Source organism: Sorangium sp. So ce1014, assembly GCF_051521505.1.
Classification (GTDB): domain Bacteria; phylum Myxococcota_A; class Polyangia; order Polyangiales; family Polyangiaceae; genus Sorangium.
Genome location: NZ_CP150356.1, coordinates 2135811 through 2156792, shown reverse-complemented (window position 1 = coordinate 2156792; position 20982 = coordinate 2135811). Strand labels below are relative to the sequence as shown.

Genomic DNA, 20982 nt, shown 5'->3' with positions numbered 1-20982 from the left:
TCGATCCGTCGCGCCCCCCTCCGCCACCCCCTCGCGGCTCACTCGATCCGTCGCGCACCCCCTCCGCCACCCCCTCGCAACGGATCCGATCCGTCGCGCACCCCCTCCGCCACCCCCTCGCAACGGATCCGATCCGTCGCGCACCCCTCCGCTACCCCCCTCGCAACGGATCCGATCCGTCGCACACCCCCTCCGGGGGCCGGGCGTCTCGGCAAGACCGCTCTCTCTCGCTCTCTCGCAGCCAGCGACGAACTCAGGCGACGCGGTACCAGGTCCCGGCATCCGCTCGTGGATGCGCCTTCGCCACTACCCCTTCCGCGGCTTCCACGGATCGTCCTGATAAAGATAGTTCGGCTTCAGGATCTTGTTCTCCATGTTGGTGTGGAACACCCCCATGGTCGACGCCGACATCGGCGGCACGATCCACGTCCAGTCCGCATAGACCGGGCGCTCGCACTGCCGCTCCTGCTGCTCGAACTTCTTGAAGTACTCCGAGAGCGTGTGGTGGTCGAGCATCCGCACCTTCGCCTGACGGAACGAGTGCAGCACCGCGAGGTTCAGCTCGACCAGCGCGGCGTCCTGCCACAGCGTGTCGCTGCGCGACCGGTCCAGCCCGAGGCGATCCGCGATGAGCGGCAGCTGGTTGTACCGCGTCACGTCGCTCAGGTTGCGCGCGCCGATCTCGGTCCCCATGTAGAAGCCGTTGAACGGCGCCGCCGTGTAGTGGATCCCGCCGAGGTCGAGGGCCAGGTTGCTCACCGCCGGCAGCGCATGCCACCTCAGCCCGAGCTCGGCGAACCACGCATGGCGCGGGTGCTCGATCGGGACCTCGAGCACCCGCTCCCGCGGCACCTCGAACCACCGCGGCCGGGCGTCGCCGATCTGGACGATCAACGGCAGCAGATCGAACCGCGTCCGCTCCCCGCCCGGCCACCCCAGCGCGAGGGCCTGCTCCGTCAGCTCCACGTTCGCCGGATCGCCAAGGATGCCCCCGTCCGGGAGCCGGTAGCCCGCATAGCGGACGATCTGCCCGTTCCAGATGCGGATCCGCGGCTCCCCCGGCCTGAACACCGACATGGTCGCCCGGATGTCGCCCCCGTTGGTCGCCAGATCGAGGTGCTCGAGCAGCGCCTGGAAGATCTCCTCCTCCGTCTTCAGATGCCGCAGATCGCGCACGTGGAGCGTCGACCAGAAGAACCGCCCGATGCAGCGCGAGCTGTTGCGCCACGCCAGCCGCGCCCCGTAGGCGAGCTCGTCGGGGAGATGCGTGTAGGTCCCGTGCTTCTCCAGGCTCGCCCGCACCTCCTGCCAGCGCTCGTCCACGGCGGAGGGCACCCCGAGCTCCGCGTAGCACTGGCGCAGGAACGCCTCGGCCTCGATCGGCACCGCCGCGGGCGCGGTCGGGGTCAGGTGAAACGACCCGTGCTCGACCGGACAGACCCCGCCGGCCACGCGGACAGCGCCGGCCCGCCGGAGCGGCGTCGGGCGGATCGCTCCGGCGACGTCGACGTTCGAGGTGAACAGCTCCCGCTCGATGGCGTCCTGCGGCCAGCCCGCCGCGCGCAGGTGCTCGAGCGCGTCGCGCATGAAGGCCTCGGGCCCGCACACGAGCGCCCGCGAGCCCGGCCGGTAAGGGTACAGCTCGGCCACGTGCTCCCGGGCCAGCCGCCCCTCCGCCTGCGTCGCGCGCAGGCGGAACGCGACGCCGGGCGTGCGGGCAGCGACCGCGCGCAGCTCCTCCTCGAAATAGAGGAAGTCCGCGGCGCGCGACGCCGACCAGTCGAGCAGGAAGCCCCGCGCGTCAGGGCGGTCGGCCCTCCCGTCGAGCGCCCGCAGCATCGCCATGGCCGGCGTGACGCCGATCCCGCCCGCGAGGAACACAACCCGCTCCACGGGCGGCGCCGGAAGGACGAAGCCGCCCCGCGGCGCCGAGGCGCGCAGCAGCGAGGCCGCGGCGCGCTCGCACAGCCACCGGGAGAAGACCCCGAGCTCCTCGCGCTTCACCGTGATCTCGTAGTCGCCCCCCGCGCGCGCGGGCGCCGAGAGCGTGTACGCGCGCGCCACCCAGCGCCGATCGAGGTAGCCCTGCACGAGCACGTGCTGCCCGGGAATGGACGCCGCCGGTGCGCCGCCGATCGGCGATAGCGCGATCTGGAAGATCCCGGGCGAGAGCTCCCGCGCGCCCTTCACCTCCGCCTGCACAAGGCTCGACCCGCCCAGCATCTCCTCGATCGCCGGGACGCAGCCGCCGCAGATCTGCCCCGCCCGCGTCCGCTCGGACAGCTCGGCCAGCGTCGCGCACCCGGCCTCGACGAAGCCCGTGATCTGCCCGCGCTTGACCCCGGCGCAGTTGCACACGACCTCGTTCGGCTCGAACAGCGCCGCGGGCTGTTCGAGGTTCAGCTCGCCGAGCTCCCGGAACGTCGTGAGCTGCCAGCCGGGCAGCGGGGCGCGCGCCATGAGCAACCGCATCGCGGACGGGAGGTCCTGCCACTCGCCCTCGATGTGCAGCCCCGCGAGCTGCCCGTCCGACACGAGCAGCGCGCGGCGCCTGTCGCGGTCCCCGCTCGTCACCCACCGGAGGCTCACGGGGGGCGCGTCGAGCCACCGCGCCGAGACGCCGCTCCCGTCGAGCGCGCGGGAGAGCGAGAGGATCCGGCCGCCGCTGTCCACGATCGTCGCGACCGCCACCGCCTTGCCGGCCAGCGCGCCCATCGCGGCGCCCTCCTCGACGATCGTCTCGCGCCGGGAGAGGAGCCCCTGCCCGGGGAGCAGGTGGACGTTGACGTAGTCGAGCGCGTGCCGCTCGGCCCACACGTCGACGCCCACGGGCGGGAGATCGAGCCAGGCCTCGTCGGACCCGCGGGCCTCCTCGGGGATCCCTTCCGCGGCCACGCTCGCCCACCCCTCGATCAGCGCCTCGGCCGCCGCCCGTCGCAGGCCCGCCTGGACCAGCGTCGCGACGGCCCTGTCCGCCGGCGTGTCCACGTACCGGATCTCGAAGGTGTCCTCGCGGAGCAGCCGCTGGACCAGGTTGTCGAGCCGCCCCCGCAACCCGGCGGTGAACTCCTCGAAATCGAGCGTCCCGTCGCCGGTCGTGTCCGCGGCCTGGAGCAGCGCCCTCGCCTCGTCGGTCGGGACCCCGAGGCCGGTGAGGTAAGGCAGGAGCTCGTCCTCGCTGAGCGCACGGTTGCGGTCGCGATCGATCTCCTCGAACCTCCGCCACGCGAAGCGCTCGCTCGTCAGCGCCGCCCGGACGGCGCTGGAGAGCGCGGCCGCCACCTGAGCGCCGGTGCGCGCGGCCGGGCCGCAGACGACCGGCGCCTGGACGCCGGGCTGCTCGAGCGCGCGGATCGCCATGCGGGCCACGTCGGCCGGCGCGACCCAGGGCAGCGCGCCATTTCCGAGCGGCAACGGCAGCGTGCGACGGAGCCGGATCTCCTCGCGCCAGAGGTCGAGCGCGCTGAGCAAGGGGCCGTGCCACACGGCCGTCACCCTGGCGCCGGAGGCGCGCACAAATGCCTCAGCGTCGCGGATCTGCTGTCCCACCCGGCTCGACGGAGGAAGGTACGGGCCCACCCAGAGGAGGTGCGACGCGCCCACCTCCCTGGCCGAGGCGACGAATGTCCGCGCAGCCACATGGGGATAGGCGAGATCCGCGGTGCTCAGCACGAGCGCGATGGTCGGCTCCGCGGGCTCGATCGGCAGGGATTGGAGGAAGGAGGCGAGGTCGTTCTTCGGCTCGGAGCAGACGATTTTGAGGAAGCTCATGGTGCTCGGCAGGGGCAACCGCGGAGGGGCGAAGCTCGCCCTCCCGCGCGCCGGTCGACGTCGATGGATGCGCGCAGACGCGCGGATCCCGCCGCCCAGGATACGGCGCATCGCCCGGCGACCCGAAAGGCGAAACGTCGGCTCGATGCATCCCGCGCGAAACGCCACATCGACGCGCCGCACACCGCCGCGTCAAGTCGTCGAATCATGCGGGGCGTCAGGGGATCCCGCATTCTGTGTGAAGCTTACCCCTGTGCGCGTAACAAACTGCCCCATGGGGCAGTTTGGCGCGCCGGTCAGCTCTCTCACCCTGTCGGGCGATAGCGCCGATGTGGCCACCGTTCGCCGGTCCGCTCCGGATAGCCACTGACCAGGGCCGAGGATCTCGCGCGCTCGCCCGGGTCATCTACCGGACGGTAGCCGCTGGATTCGCGGGAAATCCCGGGAGAAGCGGCGCGACGGACGAGCACGCCTGAGGCGGCCGTGCGCGCGCGAGCTCCCTTCGGAGTGCCTCTCACGCCCCGCGAGACTGTGTACGACTGCGAACTGGACATACGGGCACGATCCTTGAATTCGCTCGCTCAGCGCAGCCATGAAGACCCTTACTTCAGATCGGCCCCTGGCGATGGTGAGCAAGCAGACGCGGTCGCCGGCCGCGTGCCGTCCCGCGGACTCGGCCGCCCGTCACGCCATTCTGCAGGGGGTGACGATGAAGCCGGAGAGCGTCGCGGAGGCGCTTGTCGCGCTGGAGACGGTCGCCGCGCGGCTGCGCGAGAGGAACGACCCGCGGGCGGTGTTCCCCGACGTCTACGCCGTGATCACGCGCCGCGTGAAGGAGGCGGTCGTCGACGGCACGGACCGGCGGTTCCTCGAGCCCGCGTGGATCTCGCGCCTCGCGGGGATCTTCTGCGAGTACTACCTGAAGGCCCTCGCGGCGTCGCTGGACGGGCGCTCCACGGAGGTCGAGGCGTGGGACGTCGCCTTCGCCTGCAGCCGCGCGAGCGGCACGGCGGCGGGAGCGCACGCGCTGCTCGGCATCAACGCGCACATCAACTACGACCTGGCCCTCGGGCTCTACCGGAACATCGTGCAGCACGGCGCCGCGCAGGACGCCCGGCTCCTCGGCCGCTACCGGCACGACCACGACCTCGTGAATGAAATTCTCGCGGCGGCGATGCCGGAGATCTTCGCGATCCTGAGCGATCGTTATGGCTGCCCGCTCGCCCGCGTCGCGACCGTGACAAAGGAAGTGCGGCGCGCCGCGTCCAGCGTCGTGCTCTTCATGCTCAAGGGCTGGCGCGATCGGGTCTGGGCCGACCTGCTCTCCTTGCTCGGGACGCTCGAGACGACCCAGGAGACGGGCAAGCGCGCAGTGACTGCCCGGATGAACCAGCACGCGGGCAAGGTCGCTCGCACGGTCGCGGCGGGCAACGGGGCGCTGCGCGTGGGGACCCCGCTCGTCCGGAGCGCCGCCCTCACGCTGGCGCTGGCTGCCTGACGCGGGCCACCCCCGCGAGCTGGCCGCAGGCGCCGCCCACGTCGCGCCCCCGCGGCCGCCGCACCAGCGTGGTCACGCCGTGGCCGGCCAGCCGTGCCACGAAGGCGTCGAGCCGCTCCGCGGACGGCGGGCGCAGCGCCGGATCCGGGCCGGGGTTGCAGGGGATGACGTTCACGCGGCACCGGAGCCCGGTGACGTACGCCGCGAGGAGATCCGCGTCCTCCGGGGCATCGTTGTACCGATCGAAGAGCACGTACTCGAACAGGACCCGCCGGCCGGGCGGCATCGACCTCGCGAGCGCCTCCTTCAGCGCCGCCATCGAGAAGCGCGCGTTGACCGGCATGATCGCCTGCCTGCGGGCGTCGTCCGGCGCGTTCAGGCTGACGGCGAGCTCGGCCCGCGCCTCGCGGAAGAACGGCTCGATCTTGTCCACGACCCCGACGGTGCTCACGGTCACGTGCGACGGCGCGAACCGGAAGGCCCGCGGGTCGGTGAGCAGGCGGATGGCCTTCAGCACCTCGCCGAGGTTGTCGAACGGCTCCCCCATCCCCATGAAAACGAGGTTCCGGAGCGGCGCGCCGCGGCGCTCCGCGGCGAGCGCCTGGGCGATCCGGACCTGATCGACGATCTCGCCGGCGGCGAGCTGGCGCGCGAGCCCGAGCCGCCCCGTCTCGCAGAACGCGCAGGCCCGGGCGCAGCCGACCTGGCTCGAGACGCAGAGGGTGGTGCGGGCCGGCCCCGGGATGAGCACCGACTCGATGAGCGCGCCGTCGCGCGCGCGCAGGACCAGCCGGAGCGTGTCGTCCTCCGACGGCGCCCGCTCGGCGATCTCGAGCGACAGCCCCGGATCGAGCGCGAGCAGCGCCTCGTGCGCCCACGCCCCGACCTCCAGGGCGGCGAGCGCGCCCGCGTCCCACGCCGGCGCGGGCCGCGGCGCGCCCGGCTCCGCGCCGAAGGCGTGGCGCACCACCTTGCCGGCCACCGCGCGCGCCGCGGACGCGGTGCCGCCGGCCTGGCGGAGGAGCTCCGCGAGCGAGGCGGCGTCGTGGTCGGCGAGCCGCGCGCCGGCGCGCGCGCTCCTCCGGATCAGGGGGCGCGCCGCGACCTGCGCCGGCGCCGGCGGGTCACCGGCGCGGAGGTCCGGCGCGCTCTCTTCGGGGATTTCCGGAACCCGCATGCGCACCAGCTAGCACGCCGCGCGCGGCGCCGCGCGGCCCGGTGATCGCCGCCCCGCGCCCCCCGCGATGCCCGCGCCCGGACGGCCGCCGGCTGAAACCGCCCGCCGAGCACCCCGGTCGATCCCCCCGGCGCCGGTGGGTCCGCCTCTGCAGGTCGTCACACGGTTGTCAACGACGACCGGCGCGCTGGACGCCGGTACCCCTCGACTCCCTGCAACGTGGATGAAATCTGGGCGCTGTCTGGGGTCATCGGGTGGCCAATCTGTGGACAAGCATGTGGACTTCCAAACCCGGGTCAGGCGCGTGATTTTTGGGTTGCAGATCGGTTCCGGAGGAGGGAGTTTAGCGCCCGGAAGTCCTGCGGCGCGTCGAGCCGCGGAGTGCCCGAGATCGCAGAAAAAATCGGTGGCATCGGTGTGGGCGGCGCGTCCATGCCCGGGCTGGCGTCGACCGGCGCCGGCGCCGGCGCTTGGAGGAGCTGCCGCCCCGCGAGCAGCGCAGGACCCGGCAGCTCCCTGAAGATGTCAGGGGCGGCGTGTGGGTATTCCACATGCTGGGAACAACCTGTGGATTATTTGTCCGTGCTGCGCCTGCCGTGCAGCGGAGCTCGGGTGGCCGGTACGCTGCGGGCTCCGGAGTTTTTGTAGCGCTCGCGGTCACACCGGTGGGCTACGTTGCGGGCCGATGCCCGTACGGAACGGCTCCGCCCGCTGCGCGCCGCGCGCGCTGATCGCGATCGCGGCGGGGAGCGTCTCCGGGGGGCTCATCGCGGGCGCGGCGGCCGCGCAGGCGCCTCCCCGGGACGCGCAGGCGGAGGCGGCCCTGAACGAGGCGATGGGGGTCGACTACCTCGAGACCCGGTTCGATCAGGCGGAGCGCAAGCTGCGGGCCGCCATCGACGCCTGCGGCGCGTCGGATTGCTCGCCTGCGGTCAAGGCCAGGCTGTTCGTCGCGCTCGGCTCCGTGCTCGCCCTGGGCAAAAAGGAGCTGGGGGGCGCGCGCGACGCGTTCGCGGACGCCCTGCGCGTCGATCCGTCGGCGAAGCTGAACCCGGATCTCGCGACCCCGGAGGTCTCGTCCGCGTTCGAGCAGGCGCGCGCCGCGACCGGCGTCGGGGCGTCCGCGGCGGCCGGGACGCCGCTCGAGATGGCGCCGCCGCCCGAGCAGCTCATCCGCACGCCCGTCCCTCTCTATGTCGAGGTTCCGGACGAGCTGCTGCCCAGCGTGAAGCAGGTGACCGTCTGGTACCTCGCGCCCGGCGAGCGCGCGTACCGCCCGCTCGTCATGAAGAAGCTGCGCGGCCAGGGGTTCGGCATCAACGTGCCGTGCGCCGCGCTCGGAAAGGAGGGGACGCTCCGCTATCACGTCGCGGCCGTCGACGAGGACGGCGCGATCCTCGCGAGCGCCGGCGCGCGCGACGCGCCGCTCTCCACGCAGATCAGGGCGCACATCGCGTCGGCGCCGCCCCACTGGCCCGGGCACGCGCCGCCGGCGATGTGCGCGGCGCCGGAGCAGGAGCGGACGCGGCAGTGCATCGACGACCGGCAGTGCAACCGCGGGCTCACCTGTGTCCGCGGCGCGTGCGCCGCGACGAGATCTGCAGAGGAGGCCGCGCCCGCCGTCCATCGGAGCTGGGTCGGGCTCACCTTCTCGCCCGACGTCGTGCTGTTCTCCGGCCGCGACGTGTGCTCCCTCGCGTCGCAGGAGCGCGGCAACTTCGTCTGCCTGCGCGGCGACGGGACCCGGTACGACGGCGCGCCCACGCCGGGCGTCGCGAACGACGTGAACCTCGGCTTCGCGCTCGCGACGTCGCGGGTGGCGCTCGCCTACGATCGGCTGGTCCTCGACAACCTCACGGTCGGCGGACGCGTCGGCTTCGCGGCCGGCGGCACGACGGACGGCGGCGCCACGTTCCTGCCGCTCCACCTCGAGGCGCGCGCGCAATATTTCCTCATGGCGCGGCCGTTCGAGCAGCTCGGCGCCCGTCCCTTCGTGCTCGCCGCGGCCGGGGTCGCGCAGGTCGACGCCGAGGTCGACGTGAAGGTCCTCGAGGACGCGGCCGCGTGCGGGGCCGATCCTGCCAGCATCGAGAGCCCGTGCACGAGGCCCGGCCAGAGCGGGAGGATCGAGGAGCGCCAGCAGACGCTCGCCGCGACCAGGCAAGCGGGCCAGGGCTTCGCGTCGCTCGGCGTGGGCGTTGCTTATGCGCCGCTCGAGGCCGTATCGCTGAACCTCGCGCTCCGCGCGAGCCTCACCTTTCCCGCCATGACCACCGTCCTCTCCCCCGAGGTCGGTCTCTCCCTGGGGTTCTGAATGGCCGACACCTCGGATATGCGCCGGGGCGCAACGCCCCCTGGCGTGCTGCGCAACCCGAAGATCGACGCGGCGATCGAGCGCGCCGTGCAGCTCGGCGATCCGGCCGAGCTGCTCGCGCTGCTCGATCGCAGCTCCGGGCTCCCTGCCCGGCGCAGCGGGGGGCGCGCGCCCGGCCCCGACCTCGGGCCGAACGCCCCCTTGCCGCGCGTGAACATGGATCTCGCGCGGGCGGTCGGCGCAGCGATCGCGGATCGCGGCGCGCCGGCCGAGCCGCTCGTGCGGGCGCTCTGCTCGAGCACCGAGGAGTACGCGCTCATCGTGGCGGCGCAGGCGCTCTCGGCGCTCGCCGCGCGCGCGGCGCCGGCCGCCGGCGCCCCGCGCGCGGCGGGCGCGGGGCGTCCGTCGCGGGCGCGCGGCGCTCGGGGCGGGCTTGATCCGCTCGACGAGCTCGGGCAGCTGGCCGAGGATCCGCGGCGCATCGTGCGCGACGGGGTCGTGGCAGCGCTCCGCGCGGTCATCGCGGCGCGCGGCGACGCGCTTGTCGGCGAGCTCTCGTCCTGGACCGACGGTTACCTGCAGGCGTACGTCGCGCTCGAGGCGCTCGCCGAGCGCACGCTCCTCGCCGGGCTCTCGGCGGGCGCGGAGGTGGTCGCGCGGCTCGAGGAGGCGTTCGCGATCTCGGATCGCTCGCCGCGCGCCGACGAGCGGCTGCAGGGGCTGCGCCTCCTCCGGCAGGGGATGCCCGCGCAGATCGCGGCGCTCGCGGGGCGCTTCCCCGAGGTCGTGCGCTGGCTCGAGGAGAAGACGCGGGTGGAGCGCCCCGAGTCGCGCGACGTCGTGGAGCAGGCGATCGCGGCGCTCCGGAAGGGGTCCTTCTCGGACGCGGAGGCCGCCCGGCTCGCCGCGGCGCTCTCGGCGAGCGCGCCGACGCCGCGCTATCTGGCGCGCATCGTCCAGGGGACGCGCAAGCGGAGCAAGGGGCGGAGGTAGACGGGCGGCGGGGCCTGCGACGGCGACCGCCTGGCTCAGGCGGCCTGCTGCGACCCCTCCGGCGCGCCGGCGTCCCCTTGTTGCCCCTTGGCAGCCTCCGCGAACAGGAACTGCAGCGCCCCCGGCGCGCGCCGGCGCCACGCGTCCTCGCAGTGGGTCCCGTCCTCGTCCGGGCAGAAGCGCAGGTCGGCCTCGCTGTAGCCCCGCTGGCGCAGGTGCTCCACGAGCCGCGCGGCGTCGCGCAGCACCGAGCCGTCGTCCTCCCGAGCGCCGGCGTCGACGTACAGCCGCGAGCTCGCCGGGACGGCCTGCGATGCGATGACGTCGAAGATCTGCCGCTCCGCGAACCAGAGCGACGGCGACATGCAGAGCGCGGCCCCGAGCACGTCGGGGCGGCGGAAATGGGCGTAGAGCGCCGCGAGGCCCCCCATCGACGAGCCGCCGATCGCCGTGCCGGCCGGGTCGCGCCGCACCGCGAAGCGCTCCTGTACGGCCGGCACGATCTCGGAGGTGATCCAGCCGAGGAAGTCGTCGAGCCTCCCGTCGCTGCCGTCGCCCGGGAACGGCGACAGCTCGGTCAGCCGCTCGCTCCCGCCGTGATCGATCCCCACGAGGACCGGCGCCACGAGGCCTCGATCCGAGAGATCGCGCACCGCCTCGTGCAGGCGCCATCCGCCGCTGTAGGAGGGGTCGTCGTGAAAGACGTTCTGTCCATCGAACAGGAAGAGCACAGGTGACGGCCCTGCCTGCGCGCCCTCGCCGGGCAGGTAGACCCGGACGTTGCGCTGGCCCTGGAAGCCGGGAATCCGATAGGGACCGAGGAGATAGATGATGTGTTCCGCCATGAGCTTTCGAGGCGGAGGACCGGCGCAGCTCGTCTGTCTCGAGGACGCCTCCGTTCCGCCGACCGGAGCGCATAGCAATGGCCGGGCCGCCCCCGGTTGCCGCCCTCCGGCTGCAGCGCCGCTGCGCGGCCCGGGCCTCCTCCGGCCCGGACCGCGCAGCGCCGCTGTGACAGAACACCTCACGCGTGACAGGCTGCTCCGAGCAGGCGGCTGTCGTCGCGGGGGCTCGGCGCTAGTTGCAGCTCGCGTCCGAGGTGCCGCCGAACACCGTGGTCCAGTAGGACCCGTAGGTCCCGCCTCCGGTCGCCCGCCCGATGCCGATGACCTTGAAGGCAGACCCGAGCATGTTCTTGTTGTGGCCGTCCGAGTTCTTCCACTGGTCGAACGTCTTCTGCGCCGTCGAGTTGCCGGCGGCGATGTTCTCGGCCATGGCGGTCCTCTCGGCGGACGCATAACAGGCGTTGGCCGCGCGGGTCCACGGCGACCGGCCGTCCTGGCTCGTGTGGTCGAAGTAGTTGTGATCGCGCATGTCCTCGCTGTGGCCCTGGGCGGCGCGGCTCAGCGCGGTGCAGCCCGAGAGCGCCCCGAGGCCCTTCTCGGCGCGATACTGGTTGATGATGGAAAGAAACGCCTGCTCCTCGGTATCGAGCGGCGTCGTGCTGGGCCCGGCGCCGCTGCACGTCGAGCACTCGCCGCAATCGCTCGAGCAGCTCGAGCAGTCCTCGCCCGCGCCGCAAACCCCGTTCCCGCAAACCTCGCCGCCCGTCGAGCCGCCCTCGCCCGTCGAGCCGCCCTCGCCCGTCGAGCCGCCCTCGCCCGTCGAGCCGCCCTCGCCCGTCGAGCCGCCCTCGCCCGTCGAGCCGCCCTCGCCGCCGTCCGGCTCCGAGGGGGCGCACGCGACCTGAACGTACATCTTCTTCGTGGTCCGCCTGCACGGATCGCCGAAGGTCGCGTTGTTGGCCGTCACGGTGCAGCTCGACTGCCCGAGGCACGCGCGCTCCACCACCGCCTTCGACGTCGACGCGTTGCACGAGGTCGCGCGGAAGCTGCCGCAGACCCCGCGAGGTGTGCCATAGCTCGCGAAGTCGACCGCCGTGATGACCTCCCCGGCCGGACACGAGAGCGAGATGTCCGCGCCCTCCCGAGCGGTATCGCAGACCGCCCCCTCGACCGGCTCGGAGGCCTCGTCGGACTGCTCCGGCTCGACCTCGGTCGAGCCGAGACAGCCGACCACAGAACAGCCAGCGATGAAGGCGAGGACAAGCGTCCGGTGCAAAGCGCTCATATGCATGCTCCTTGTCTGTAAGTCCGTCTGAGCTCGGCCCGCCCCGGCACCGCGGCTCGCGCCAGCAGGTACGCCGGGGCACGCGACGCCTCGACGGGCCACCCAGTACAGCGTTATTCAGGGGGCGAAGTCGCGCTCAGCGCGTCTTCACGCAGCGCAGCGCCTCCCTTCGATTCGCTGACAACACGGTGTCACCTGACCGCTGGCATGTCCAGATACGAAACACTCCCATGCGCTTGATTTGCCGCTGGATCACTGAATCTTTTCATGACCCGTGGAACCGGCCCTCGCGGGGCTCGATGAGGCGGGATTTCTTCACCAAGTCCGGTGTACGACATGGCGCCAGATGGACACCCCATCTCCCTTGAGCCGAAGGGTGGGATTCCGTAGGCCGAGCGGAGACCCAGGCCAGCGCTCTGTCGATGCCGAAAATATCGTGTCAACGAGACCACGACTGACCTGCTCGACAGCCTGCGCCTCCAGCGCTCGACGCTCGACTCGAACGGCCTTGTCCTGGCCGCGCGCCCGCCATCGCGGCCTGTCGGGGCGCTGGGCTGAGCCAGGATCCGTCGGCGGTTGCTCGGCCGCTGGAGGTCTCCTCGGGAGCTCGGCGTGCTCGTCCCGGGCGAGCTGCACACGTCAGGCTTTGAGAGCCCCCTGACATCTGGAGGCGCCCCCATTGCTCGCGGTGTCACAGCGCGCCCATGAGGGCCCTCGCCCGCTACCGTCCACGGCAGAGCCTGCCTCGCGCCGTGTGCCGCTCGAGACGGCACACGCAACGCAGGCAACGCAGGCAACGCAGGCAATACAAAGACCGCCCGATCGCGCGCCGCGGGGCCGCACCCGCGCCGGCGCCTGTGCTATGACCGCCCTCCATGCGCCTCAAGGACCGCGTTGTCTTCATCACCGGTGCTTCCCGCGGGATCGGCCGGACCATCGCCCTCGCCTGCGCGCGAGAGGGTGCGGATATCGTCGTCGCCGCGAAGACGGACGTCGCCGAGAACCCGCGCCTCCCGGGCACGATCCACGACGTCGCCCGCGAGGTCGAGCAGCTCGGCCGCCGCGCGCTGCCCATCAAGCTCGATGTGCGCGACGACGAGGCATCGAGGGGCGCCGTCGCCGCGGCGGTCGAGCGCTTCGGGCGCGTCGACGCGCTCATCAACAACGCGGGCGCGCTCTGGTGGGCCGACGTCGTGGACACCCCCATGAAGAAGTTCGACCTCATCATGGGCATCAACGTGCGCGCGTCGTTCGCCCTCTCGCAGGCCGTCCTCCCCCACATGATCGCGCAGAAGTACGGCCATATCATCATGATGTCGCCCCCCGTCGAGGCCGACGCCTGCGCCCACCACGGCGCCTATGCGGTCTCGAAGTTCGGCATGACGATGATCGCCCACGCGATCGCCGGCGAGTACGCCGAGCACAACATCACGGCCCACGCCCTCTGGCCCGCGACCGCGATCGAGAGCTTCGCCACCATGAACTTCGGCCTCGGCGGCCCGGAGCTCTGGCGCAAGGCCGACATCCTCGCCGACGCGACGCTCGCGCTGCTCTCGCGCGAGCCGTCGGCCCGGCGCGGCAAGGCGTGGATCGACGAGGTCCTGCTCCGCGAGGAGGGCGTCACCGATTTCTCCAGGTACCAGTGCGTGCCCGGCGTCGAGCCGCCGCACTTCCCCTTCAGCGCGATCCCCAAGGCGACCACCACCACGAAATGAGGCGCGACGCGTGAGCCGCGACGACGACAAGGAAACGGGCCCCGGTGGCGGCGGCGGGCTCGATCCCGGGCCGGAGCTCGCCGCGGTCTTCGACGACCTCGAGACGCTGCTCAAGAACGGCGACGTGATCGCCGCGCTCACGTCGCGCGGGATCAACGGGAGCCTCGCGCTGCTCGCCGCCGACGCGCTCCGCGCCTACCTCGCGGGCCGCAAGGCCGACGCGGCCGAGGACTTCGCGACCGTCGCCGAGGAGATCCGCGGCCGGCTCGCCGCGAGCGCCGAGGAGACGGGGACGGACGCAGGATCGCAGGGGGAGCCGTCACGCTCGAACGGGAGGCGCTGAATGAGCACGAGCTTCGAAGCAGAACAGACGTCGCAGCAGGCGGGTGACGGCGCGCGGCCGACACCGCCGTGGGCGCCGGCCGAGGCCATCTCCGGCGCGGACTACTCGGCCGTCGAGCTCGCGCAGAGCGACGACCGCGTGTTCCTCCTCGAGCAGCGCGAGCTGCCCGAGCGCGAGCGCTACCTGACCCTGGCCGACGCCGCCGGCGTCGCCGAGGCCATCCGGACGATGGCGGTCCGCGGCGCCCCGGCGATCGGCATCGCCGCCGCGTACGGGATGGCGCTCGCCGCGCGCGCCGCCCGGGGCGAGGGCGCCACCGGCTACCTCGCCGCCATGCGCGCCACGGCGGAGCACCTCGCCTCCGCCCGGCCCACCGCCGTGAACCTCGGGTGGGCCGTGCGGCGCATGCTCGCCGAGGCCCTGCAGCACGCGGGGCGCCGCGGGGAGGAGCGCGCGCGGGAGCTCGCCGCGCTCGCGCGCGAGATCCACCGCGAAGACGTCGTCGCCTGCCACCAGATAGGCCGCGCCGGCGCCGCCCGCCTGCCCGAGTCGGGCACGGTCCTCACGCACTGCAACGCCGGCGCGCTCGCGACCGGCGGCTACGGCACGGCGCTCGGCATCATCCGGGCCGCCATCGCCGAGGGCAAGAACATCGGCGTGCTCGCGTGCGAGACCCGCCCGTACCTCCAGGGCGCGCGCCTCACGGCCTGGGAGCTCCAGCGCGACGGCATCCCCGTCGAGGTGATCTCGGACTCGATGGCCGCGTGGTTCATGCAGAAGGGCGAGGTCGGCGCCGTCGTCGTCGGGGCCGACCGCATCGCGCGGAACGGCGACGTCGCGAACAAGATCGGCACCTACGGCCTCGCCTGCCTGGCGCGCCACCACGGCGTCCCGTTCTACGTGGCCGCCCCGTGGAGCACGCTCGACCTCGCGACCGACACCGGCGCGTCGATCCCGATCGAGGAGCGGAGCCGCGACGAGGTCGCCGTCGTCGGCGGTCGCCGCATCATCCCGGCCGGGGTGCCCGTCCGCCACCCCGCCTTCGACGTCACCCCCGCGGAGCTCATCACCGCCATCTTCACCGAGCGCGGCAAGATGACGTCGCGCGAGATCAGCCGCTCCGTGCCGCCGGCCGGCTGACGCCGGCCGCCTCCCCCTCGCCCCCACCCGCCGCATGGGCTAAGGACACCCCTGATGGCGCAGTTCTCGCCCAAGCCTGAATGGCTCAAGGTCCGCGCTCCTGGAGGTGACACCTACCACCACCTCAAGGAGACGTTCCGCAAGCTCGATCTCCACACGGTCTGCGAGGAGGCGCGCTGCCCGAACGTCGGCGAGTGCTGGCGCGAGGGGACCGCGACGGTGATGCTCCTCGGCGACGTGTGCACGCGCGGCTGCCGCTTCTGCGCGGTCACGACCGGCGACCCGCGCGGCGCGGTCGACGTGCGCGAGCCGGAGCACGTGGCCCGCGCCATCGCCCGGCTCTCGCTCCAGTACGTCGTGATGACGATGGTCAACCGCGACGACCTGCTCGACGGCGGCGCCGATCACGTCGCCCGCACGGTGAGCCGCCTGCACGCGCTCCGCCCCGACCTGCTCATCGAGACGCTGGTCGGCGACTTCCAGGGCCACATGAGCGGCGTCGACGCGGTGGTCGACGCCGGGCCCGACGTCTTCGCCCACAACGTGGAGGTCGTCCGCCGCATCACGCGCGCCATCCGCGACGTCCGCTCGAGCTACGACCAGTCGCTCGCCGTGCTCCGGCGCGCGAAGGACCGCCAGCGGCGCATGGCCGCGGACGCGGTCGAGCGCGGCGCGCCGGCGCCGCGGCGGCTCACGAAGAGCTCGATCATGGTCGGCATCGGCGAGACCGACGACGAGGTGCTGGAGGCGCTCCGCGACCTGCGCGCGGCGGGGGTCGACATCGTGACCCTCGGCCAGTACCTGCGCCCCTCGTCGAAGCACGCGCCCGTGCAGCGCTTCGTCGAGCCGGACACGTTCGCCGCGTTCGCGCGGGCGGCGCTCGAGATGGGCTTCCTCTACGCCGCCAGCGCGCCGCTCGTGCGGTCGAGCTACAAGGCCGCTGAGGTCTTCGTCCGCAGCCTCATCGACCGCGATCCGGCGGAGCTGTCCGCCGGCGCCCCGGCGGGCGCGGCCCCCGCGGGCGCGGCGCACGTCGAGGCGCTCCTGGAGGAGCGGCTCGCCGTGGCGCGGCGCGAGGCCGCCCGCCTCTCTGCAGAGCTCGCCCCCGACGAGCCCCTGCCTCCCGACGGCCCGGCGGCGGCATCGGCCAGCCCCGCGCGGCTCGTCCCCGCGGCCTCTCTCGTCCGCAGGTAGCGCCGTCCCGCCCCGGGAAGGGCGCCGCCGCGCCGGCCCACCGCAAGCGCCTTGACGCTTCCCGGCGATTGGCCGAGCGTGGAAGACGGCAGGAGGGTCAGAGACCACGATGTCCGCTCCCATCGACAGGCGCCCCCGCGGCATCGCTCCCGGCGCCCCGCGCACCGGCCCACAGACGCCCCGCGCGCGCGTGGCATCCATCCTCTCCCAGGCCGCGCGGGCCTACAGCGCGCGGCCTCCGATCGAGGACATCACGATGCCCACCGGCTTCGATCCGGCCGCGGTGGCGCTCTTCGAGACGATCATCGAGGCCGCGTTCCTCGTCGCGAACGCCGACGGCCACTTCGACGAGGCGGAGCGCAGGCGCTTCCAGGCGATCGTCGTGGACGCTTGCCAGAACCTCGTCCACGAAAAGCAGCTCGAGGCGCTGCTTGCCGACCTCGGCGAGATGCTCGCCGAGGACGGGATGGAGAAGCGCATCACCATGGTCGCCCGCACGATCGGGCGGACCGAGCATCAGCGCGAGGTGCTCCGCGTGGCGGCGTTCATGGCGACCGCCTCGGGCGGCGTGGACGCGCAGGAGCACGGCGTGCTCGATCAGCTCGCGCGCGGGTTCAAGCTCGACGTGGCCGCGGTCGACGAGGCGCTCGCGCAGGCGGCCGAGCCCGGGAACGTCTAGCCGGGACATCCGCACCACGGCGTGCGGTGCGGGACGCGCGACGAGATCGCGCGCCGGGTTCGACCGCGCCGCGGCGAGTCAAACCTGCGACGTGATCGCTGCGACGAGTCAACGGCGCGCGCAACGCGAATGAGCGAACGGCGCGTCTCGGCACTGGTCTCGAGCAGCGCCTTTGATTAGTGTCCCCGCGAGCCGATGAGCACCGCGACGTACTCCACCGACCGCCCGCCCAACGTCTCAGGGGCAAGCCTGGAGCCGCAGGCTGCCGTCGCCCGGCACCCGCTCGACACGTGTGCCGACGACGTGATCAAGGTCCTGCGCGACGACGGCTCGCTCGATCCCGCGCACGATCCGAAGCTCGCCCCGTCGGAGGTGATCGCCCTCTACAGGGCCATGGTGCGGGTGCGCCAGCTCGACGAGCGCCTCGTGGCGCTGCAGCGGCAGGGGCGCATCGGGTTCCACATCGGCTCGCTCGGCGAGGAGGCGGCGGTCCTCGGCAGCGTCTCCGCGACGCGGCCCCAGGACTGGGTGTTCCCGTGCTACCGCGAGTTCGGCGCCGCGCTCTGGCGGGGGCTGCCGCTCCAGCGGTACATCGACAACATGTTCGGCAACGCGAACGACACGGTGAAGGGGCGGCAGATGCCGGACCACTACACCTACCGCGAGGGGCACTTCGGCTCGGTGAGCTCGCCCATCGGCACGCAGATCACGCAGGCCGTCGGCTTCGCGTGGGCCGCGAAGCTGAGGCGCGACGAGCTCGCCACGCTCGTGTACTTCGGCGACGGCGCGACGAGCTCGTCCGACTTCCACAGCGCCCTGAACTTCGCGGGCGTGTTCAAGGTGCCGGTCGTCTTCTTCTGCCGCAACAACGGCTGGGCGATCAGCGTGCCGACCGAGCGCCAGACGTCGAGCAACACGTTCGCGTGCAAGGGCGTCGCGTACGGCGTCCCCGCGGTGCGGGTCGACGGCAACGACCTGTTCGCGGTGGTGAAGGTGGCGCGCGACGCGATCGCGCGCGCCGCGCGCGGCGAGGGCGCGACGCTCATCGAGGCGATGACGTACCGCCTGTCGGGCCACTCGACGAGCGACGATCCCAAGGCGTACCGCCCGGACGCGTGGCTCGACCCGTGGCGCCGGCTCGACCCGATCGAGCGGCTGCGGCGGCACCTCGAGCGCACCCAGGGCTGGACCGAGGCGCAGGATCGCGAGATCGAGGTGGCGGTCGACGCGGAGGTCAAGGCCTGCATCGCGGTCTCGGAGAAGGTGGCGCCGCCGTCGCTCGACTCGATGTTCGAGGATGTCTATGCGGAGCCGCCCTGGCACCTCGTCGAGCAGCGGGAGCAGCTCAAGGCGGGCCCGAGGCCCAAGGGCCACGGCGGCCGCTAGGCCGCGCGGGCGCGGCGTGGACGGCGTTGTCGGCGGGGCGGCTCGCCGGGCAGCGCCGACGGCCGGGGTGGCGCCGCCGCCCGCGATCGACGGGGGTCCCAGGGGAGCGGGGGCGCCTGTGAGGTTGCACTCCCACCTTCTGGCCGAGAGACGGAGACGAAGAGCATGCCTCAGATGAACATGGTCCAGGCGATCAACGACGCGCTACGCCACGAGATGCGGCGGGACTCGCGGGTCGTCGTGCTCGGCGAGGATGTCGGCAAGGTCGGCGGGGTGTTCCGCGTCACCCAGGGCCTGTTCGACGAGTTCGGGGACGACCGGGTGATCGACACGCCGCTCTCGGAGAACGGGATCGTGGGGGCGGCGATCGGGATGGCGCTCTACGGGCTCGTGCCGATCCCGGAGATCCAGTTCGCCGATTTCATCTATCCCGCGTACGACCAGATCGTGTCCGAGCTGGCGAAGTACCGCTACCGCTCGGGCGGCGAGTACCCGTCGAAGCTCGTCATTCGCACGCCGGTGGGCGGCGGCATCCGCGGCGGGCACTACCACTCGCAGTCGCCCGAGGCGCAGTTCATCCACGTGCCGGGCCTGAAGGTCGTGTGCCCGTCGAACCCGGCCGACGCGAAGGGGCTCCTGCTCTCGTCGATCCGGGATCCCGATCCGGTGCTGTTCTTCGAGCCGAAGCGCATCTACCGCGCGGCGAAGGGGGACGTCCCTGACGGTGACTACACGGTCCCGCTGGGCCAGGCGAAGGTGGTCCGGCCGGGCTGGCACGTGACGCTCGTGGTCTGGGGGGCGATGCTCTACGAGGCGCTCGACGCGTCGAACCAGGCGGCCGCGCAGGGCATCGAGTGCGAGGTGATCGACCTGCGGACGCTGTGGCCGCTCGACATCGACACGGTGATCGAGTCGGTGAAGCGGACGGGCCGGTTCATCGTGGTGCACGAGGCGCCGAAGAGCTGCGGCCTCGGGGCCGAGCTCGTCGCGCTGGTCAACGAGAAGGCGTTCCTCCACCTGGAGGCGCCGCCGCTCAGGATCACGGGCTTCGACACGCCCTTCCCTTACACCCTCGAGAACGAGTACCTCCCGCTCTCGCATCGTATCCTTCCGGCGATCCTCGAGATGGCGAGGTACTGACGCATGGGCAAGTACGAGTTCAGGCTTCCGGACATCGGCGAGGGTGTCACGGAGGGGGAGATCGTGACCTGGCTTGTGTCGCCGGGCGACGTGGTCGCCGAGGACCAGCCGATGGTCGAGGTGATGACCGACAAGGCGACGGTGACGATCACGTCGCCGCGCTCGGGCCGGATCGTGGAGACGCGGGGCGAGGTGGGCGGGGTGGTCCCGGTCCACTCGGTGCTCGTCGTGTTCGACCTCGACGACCGCTCGGCGACCGCGTCGCCCGCGTCGCCCGCGTCGGGGACGGGGATGCGGCAGTCTGCGGCGAACACGGGCCCCGCGGAGCCTGCGGCGACGGCGGTCGGCGACATCAAGGAGGACCTGCCGGGGATGAACCTCGTGGCGCCGGCGCGGCCCGCGTGGACGAACGGCAGCATGGGGGGCGCCGGCCAGGCGGCCTACTTCAACGACAAGCCGCTCGCGACGCCGGCGACGCGCAAGCTGGCGCGCGACCTCGGGGTCGACCTGCGGCGCGTGCCGCCGACCGGCCCGGGGGGCCGCGTGACGAAGGACGACGTGCGGGCGCTGGAGGCGCCCGAGGGGGCCGAGGCGACGCCGGTGGTGTCCGAGGTGGCGCCGAGGCGGCCGGCGGGCGTGGCGGGCGTGGCGGGCGACCTGCTGGAGGAAGAGGACCGCGGGCGCGGGGCGGCCCGGCCCGAGGGGGAGCGCGGCCGCGGGCTGCCGGCGGCGCCGGGCGACGAGCGCATCCCGCTGCGCGGCGTGCGCAAGCGGATCTTCGAGGGGATGTCGCGGTCGAAGCACACGGCGGCGCACTTCACCTTCGTCGAGGAGTGCGACGTCTCTGCGCTGAAGGAGCGCCGCGCGCGCCTGCGCCCGCTGGCCGAGAAGGAGGGCGTCAAGCTGACGTTCCTGCCCTTCTTCGTGAAGGCCGTGGTCGCGGCGCTCAAGAGGCACCCGACGCTGAACAGCGCGTTCGACGAGGCGGCGCAGGAGATCGTCGTCCGGAAGAGCTATCATATCGGCATCGCCTCCGCGACCGAGGCCGGGCTCATCGTGCCTGTCGTGCGCGACGCGGATCGCCGGAGCGTCCTCGGGATCGCGAAGGAGATCGCGCGGCTCGGCGAGGACACGAAGTCGGGGCGGGTGAAGCCGGAGGATCTCGGCGGCTCGACGTTCACGATCACGTCGCTCGGCCAGCAAGGGGGGCTGTTCGCGACGCCGATCCTGAACTTCCCCGAGGTCGCGATCCTCGGGATCCACCAGATGAAGCAGAAGCCGGTGGTGCGCGACGGGCAGATCGTGATCGGCGAGGTGATGCTGCTGTCGCTGTCGTTCGACCACCGGATCATCGATGGTCACGTGGGGGCGGCGTTTGCCTACGAGATCATCGGGTATCTGGAGGATCCGGATCGGCTCTTCCTCGAGATGAGCTGAGCTGAGCTGAGCTGAGCGAGAGGCGCGGCCGCCGGACCTGGGCTCGGTCGCGGCGGCGGGCGCCA

Annotated in this window: 15 protein-coding genes; 11 read left to right on the top strand and 4 right to left on the bottom strand. The window is 72.8% G+C overall.

From position 1 onward, the window contains the following. Positions 1-306 precede the first annotated feature (306 nt). A complete protein-coding gene (locus WME75_RS08250; protein WP_437488163.1) occupies positions 307-3771 on the bottom strand; it encodes a nitric oxide synthase oxygenase in 3465 nt (1154 codons plus the stop codon). A gap of 592 nt (positions 3772-4363) precedes the next feature. Between WME75_RS08250 and WME75_RS08245 the strand changes: the two genes are divergently transcribed. Then, positions 4364-5269, top strand: a complete 906-nt coding sequence (locus tag WME75_RS08245; protein ID WP_437488160.1) for a DUF5995 family protein — start codon at positions 4364-4366, stop codon at positions 5267-5269. Here the strand turns inward: WME75_RS08245 and rlmN are convergent. Then, a complete protein-coding gene (rlmN, locus tag WME75_RS08240) occupies positions 5247-6446 on the bottom strand; it encodes a 23S rRNA (adenine(2503)-C(2))-methyltransferase RlmN (RefSeq protein WP_437488157.1) in 1200 nt (399 codons plus the stop codon). The two genes, WME75_RS08245 and rlmN, sit on opposite strands and share 23 nt — an antisense overlap. A gap of 685 nt (positions 6447-7131) precedes the next feature. Here rlmN and WME75_RS08235 point away from each other — a divergent pair. Continuing rightward, positions 7132-8760, top strand: coding sequence for a hypothetical protein (locus WME75_RS08235; RefSeq protein ID WP_437488155.1), 1629 nt, complete (start codon positions 7132-7134; stop codon positions 8758-8760). Next, positions 8761-9753, top strand: a complete 993-nt coding sequence (locus WME75_RS08230; RefSeq protein WP_437488152.1) for a hypothetical protein — start codon at positions 8761-8763, stop codon at positions 9751-9753. A 35-nt stretch (positions 9754-9788) separates the two neighbouring features. On the opposite strand, the gene WME75_RS08225 is transcribed toward WME75_RS08230, so the two are convergent. Together WME75_RS08225 and WME75_RS08220 are read right to left on the bottom strand one after the other, a co-directional pair. Beyond that, positions 9789-10598, bottom strand: coding sequence for an alpha/beta hydrolase (locus WME75_RS08225; RefSeq protein ID WP_437488149.1), 810 nt, complete (start codon positions 10596-10598; stop codon positions 9789-9791). Positions 10599-10830: 232 nt separating this feature from the next. Beyond that, positions 10831-11883: a CAP domain-containing protein gene (locus WME75_RS08220; protein ID WP_437488146.1), complete on the bottom strand. Its 1053-nt coding sequence runs from the start codon at positions 11881-11883 to the stop codon at positions 10831-10833. Positions 11884-12758: 875 nt separating this feature from the next. On the opposite strand from WME75_RS08220, the gene WME75_RS08215 reads away from it, so the two are divergent. From WME75_RS08215 to WME75_RS08180, 8 genes are all read left to right on the top strand, one after another. Next, positions 12759-13598, top strand: a complete 840-nt coding sequence (locus WME75_RS08215) for an SDR family oxidoreductase (protein ID WP_437488143.1) — start codon at positions 12759-12761, stop codon at positions 13596-13598. Between the two features lie 10 nt (positions 13599-13608). Continuing rightward, positions 13609-13941 (top strand): hypothetical protein, encoded by a 333-nt coding sequence (locus WME75_RS08210; protein ID WP_437488141.1) that lies wholly within the window; start codon positions 13609-13611, stop codon positions 13939-13941. Beyond that, positions 13942-15081, top strand: a complete 1140-nt coding sequence (mtnA, locus tag WME75_RS08205) for an S-methyl-5-thioribose-1-phosphate isomerase (protein WP_437488139.1) — start codon at positions 13942-13944, stop codon at positions 15079-15081. It begins immediately after the preceding gene. A gap of 54 nt (positions 15082-15135) precedes the next feature. Then, the gene (gene lipA / locus WME75_RS08200) at positions 15136-16275 is read left to right on the top strand and encodes a lipoyl synthase (protein ID WP_437488137.1); all 1140 of its coding nucleotides are present in this window, start codon (positions 15136-15138) and stop codon (positions 16273-16275) included. A gap of 109 nt (positions 16276-16384) precedes the next feature. Continuing rightward, the gene (locus tag WME75_RS08195) at positions 16385-16954 is read left to right on the top strand and encodes a tellurite resistance TerB family protein (RefSeq protein WP_437488134.1); all 570 of its coding nucleotides are present in this window, start codon (positions 16385-16387) and stop codon (positions 16952-16954) included. 195 nt (positions 16955-17149) lie between these two features. Continuing rightward, positions 17150-18340 (top strand): thiamine pyrophosphate-dependent dehydrogenase E1 component subunit alpha, encoded by a 1191-nt coding sequence (locus tag WME75_RS08190; RefSeq protein WP_437488131.1) that lies wholly within the window; start codon positions 17150-17152, stop codon positions 18338-18340. A gap of 165 nt (positions 18341-18505) precedes the next feature. Beyond that, positions 18506-19480, top strand: a complete 975-nt coding sequence (locus tag WME75_RS08185) for an alpha-ketoacid dehydrogenase subunit beta (protein WP_437488129.1) — start codon at positions 18506-18508, stop codon at positions 19478-19480. Positions 19481-19483: 3 nt separating this feature from the next. After that, positions 19484-20917 (top strand): dihydrolipoamide acetyltransferase family protein, encoded by a 1434-nt coding sequence (locus WME75_RS08180; RefSeq protein ID WP_437488126.1) that lies wholly within the window; start codon positions 19484-19486, stop codon positions 20915-20917. Positions 20918-20982 lie beyond the last annotated feature (65 nt).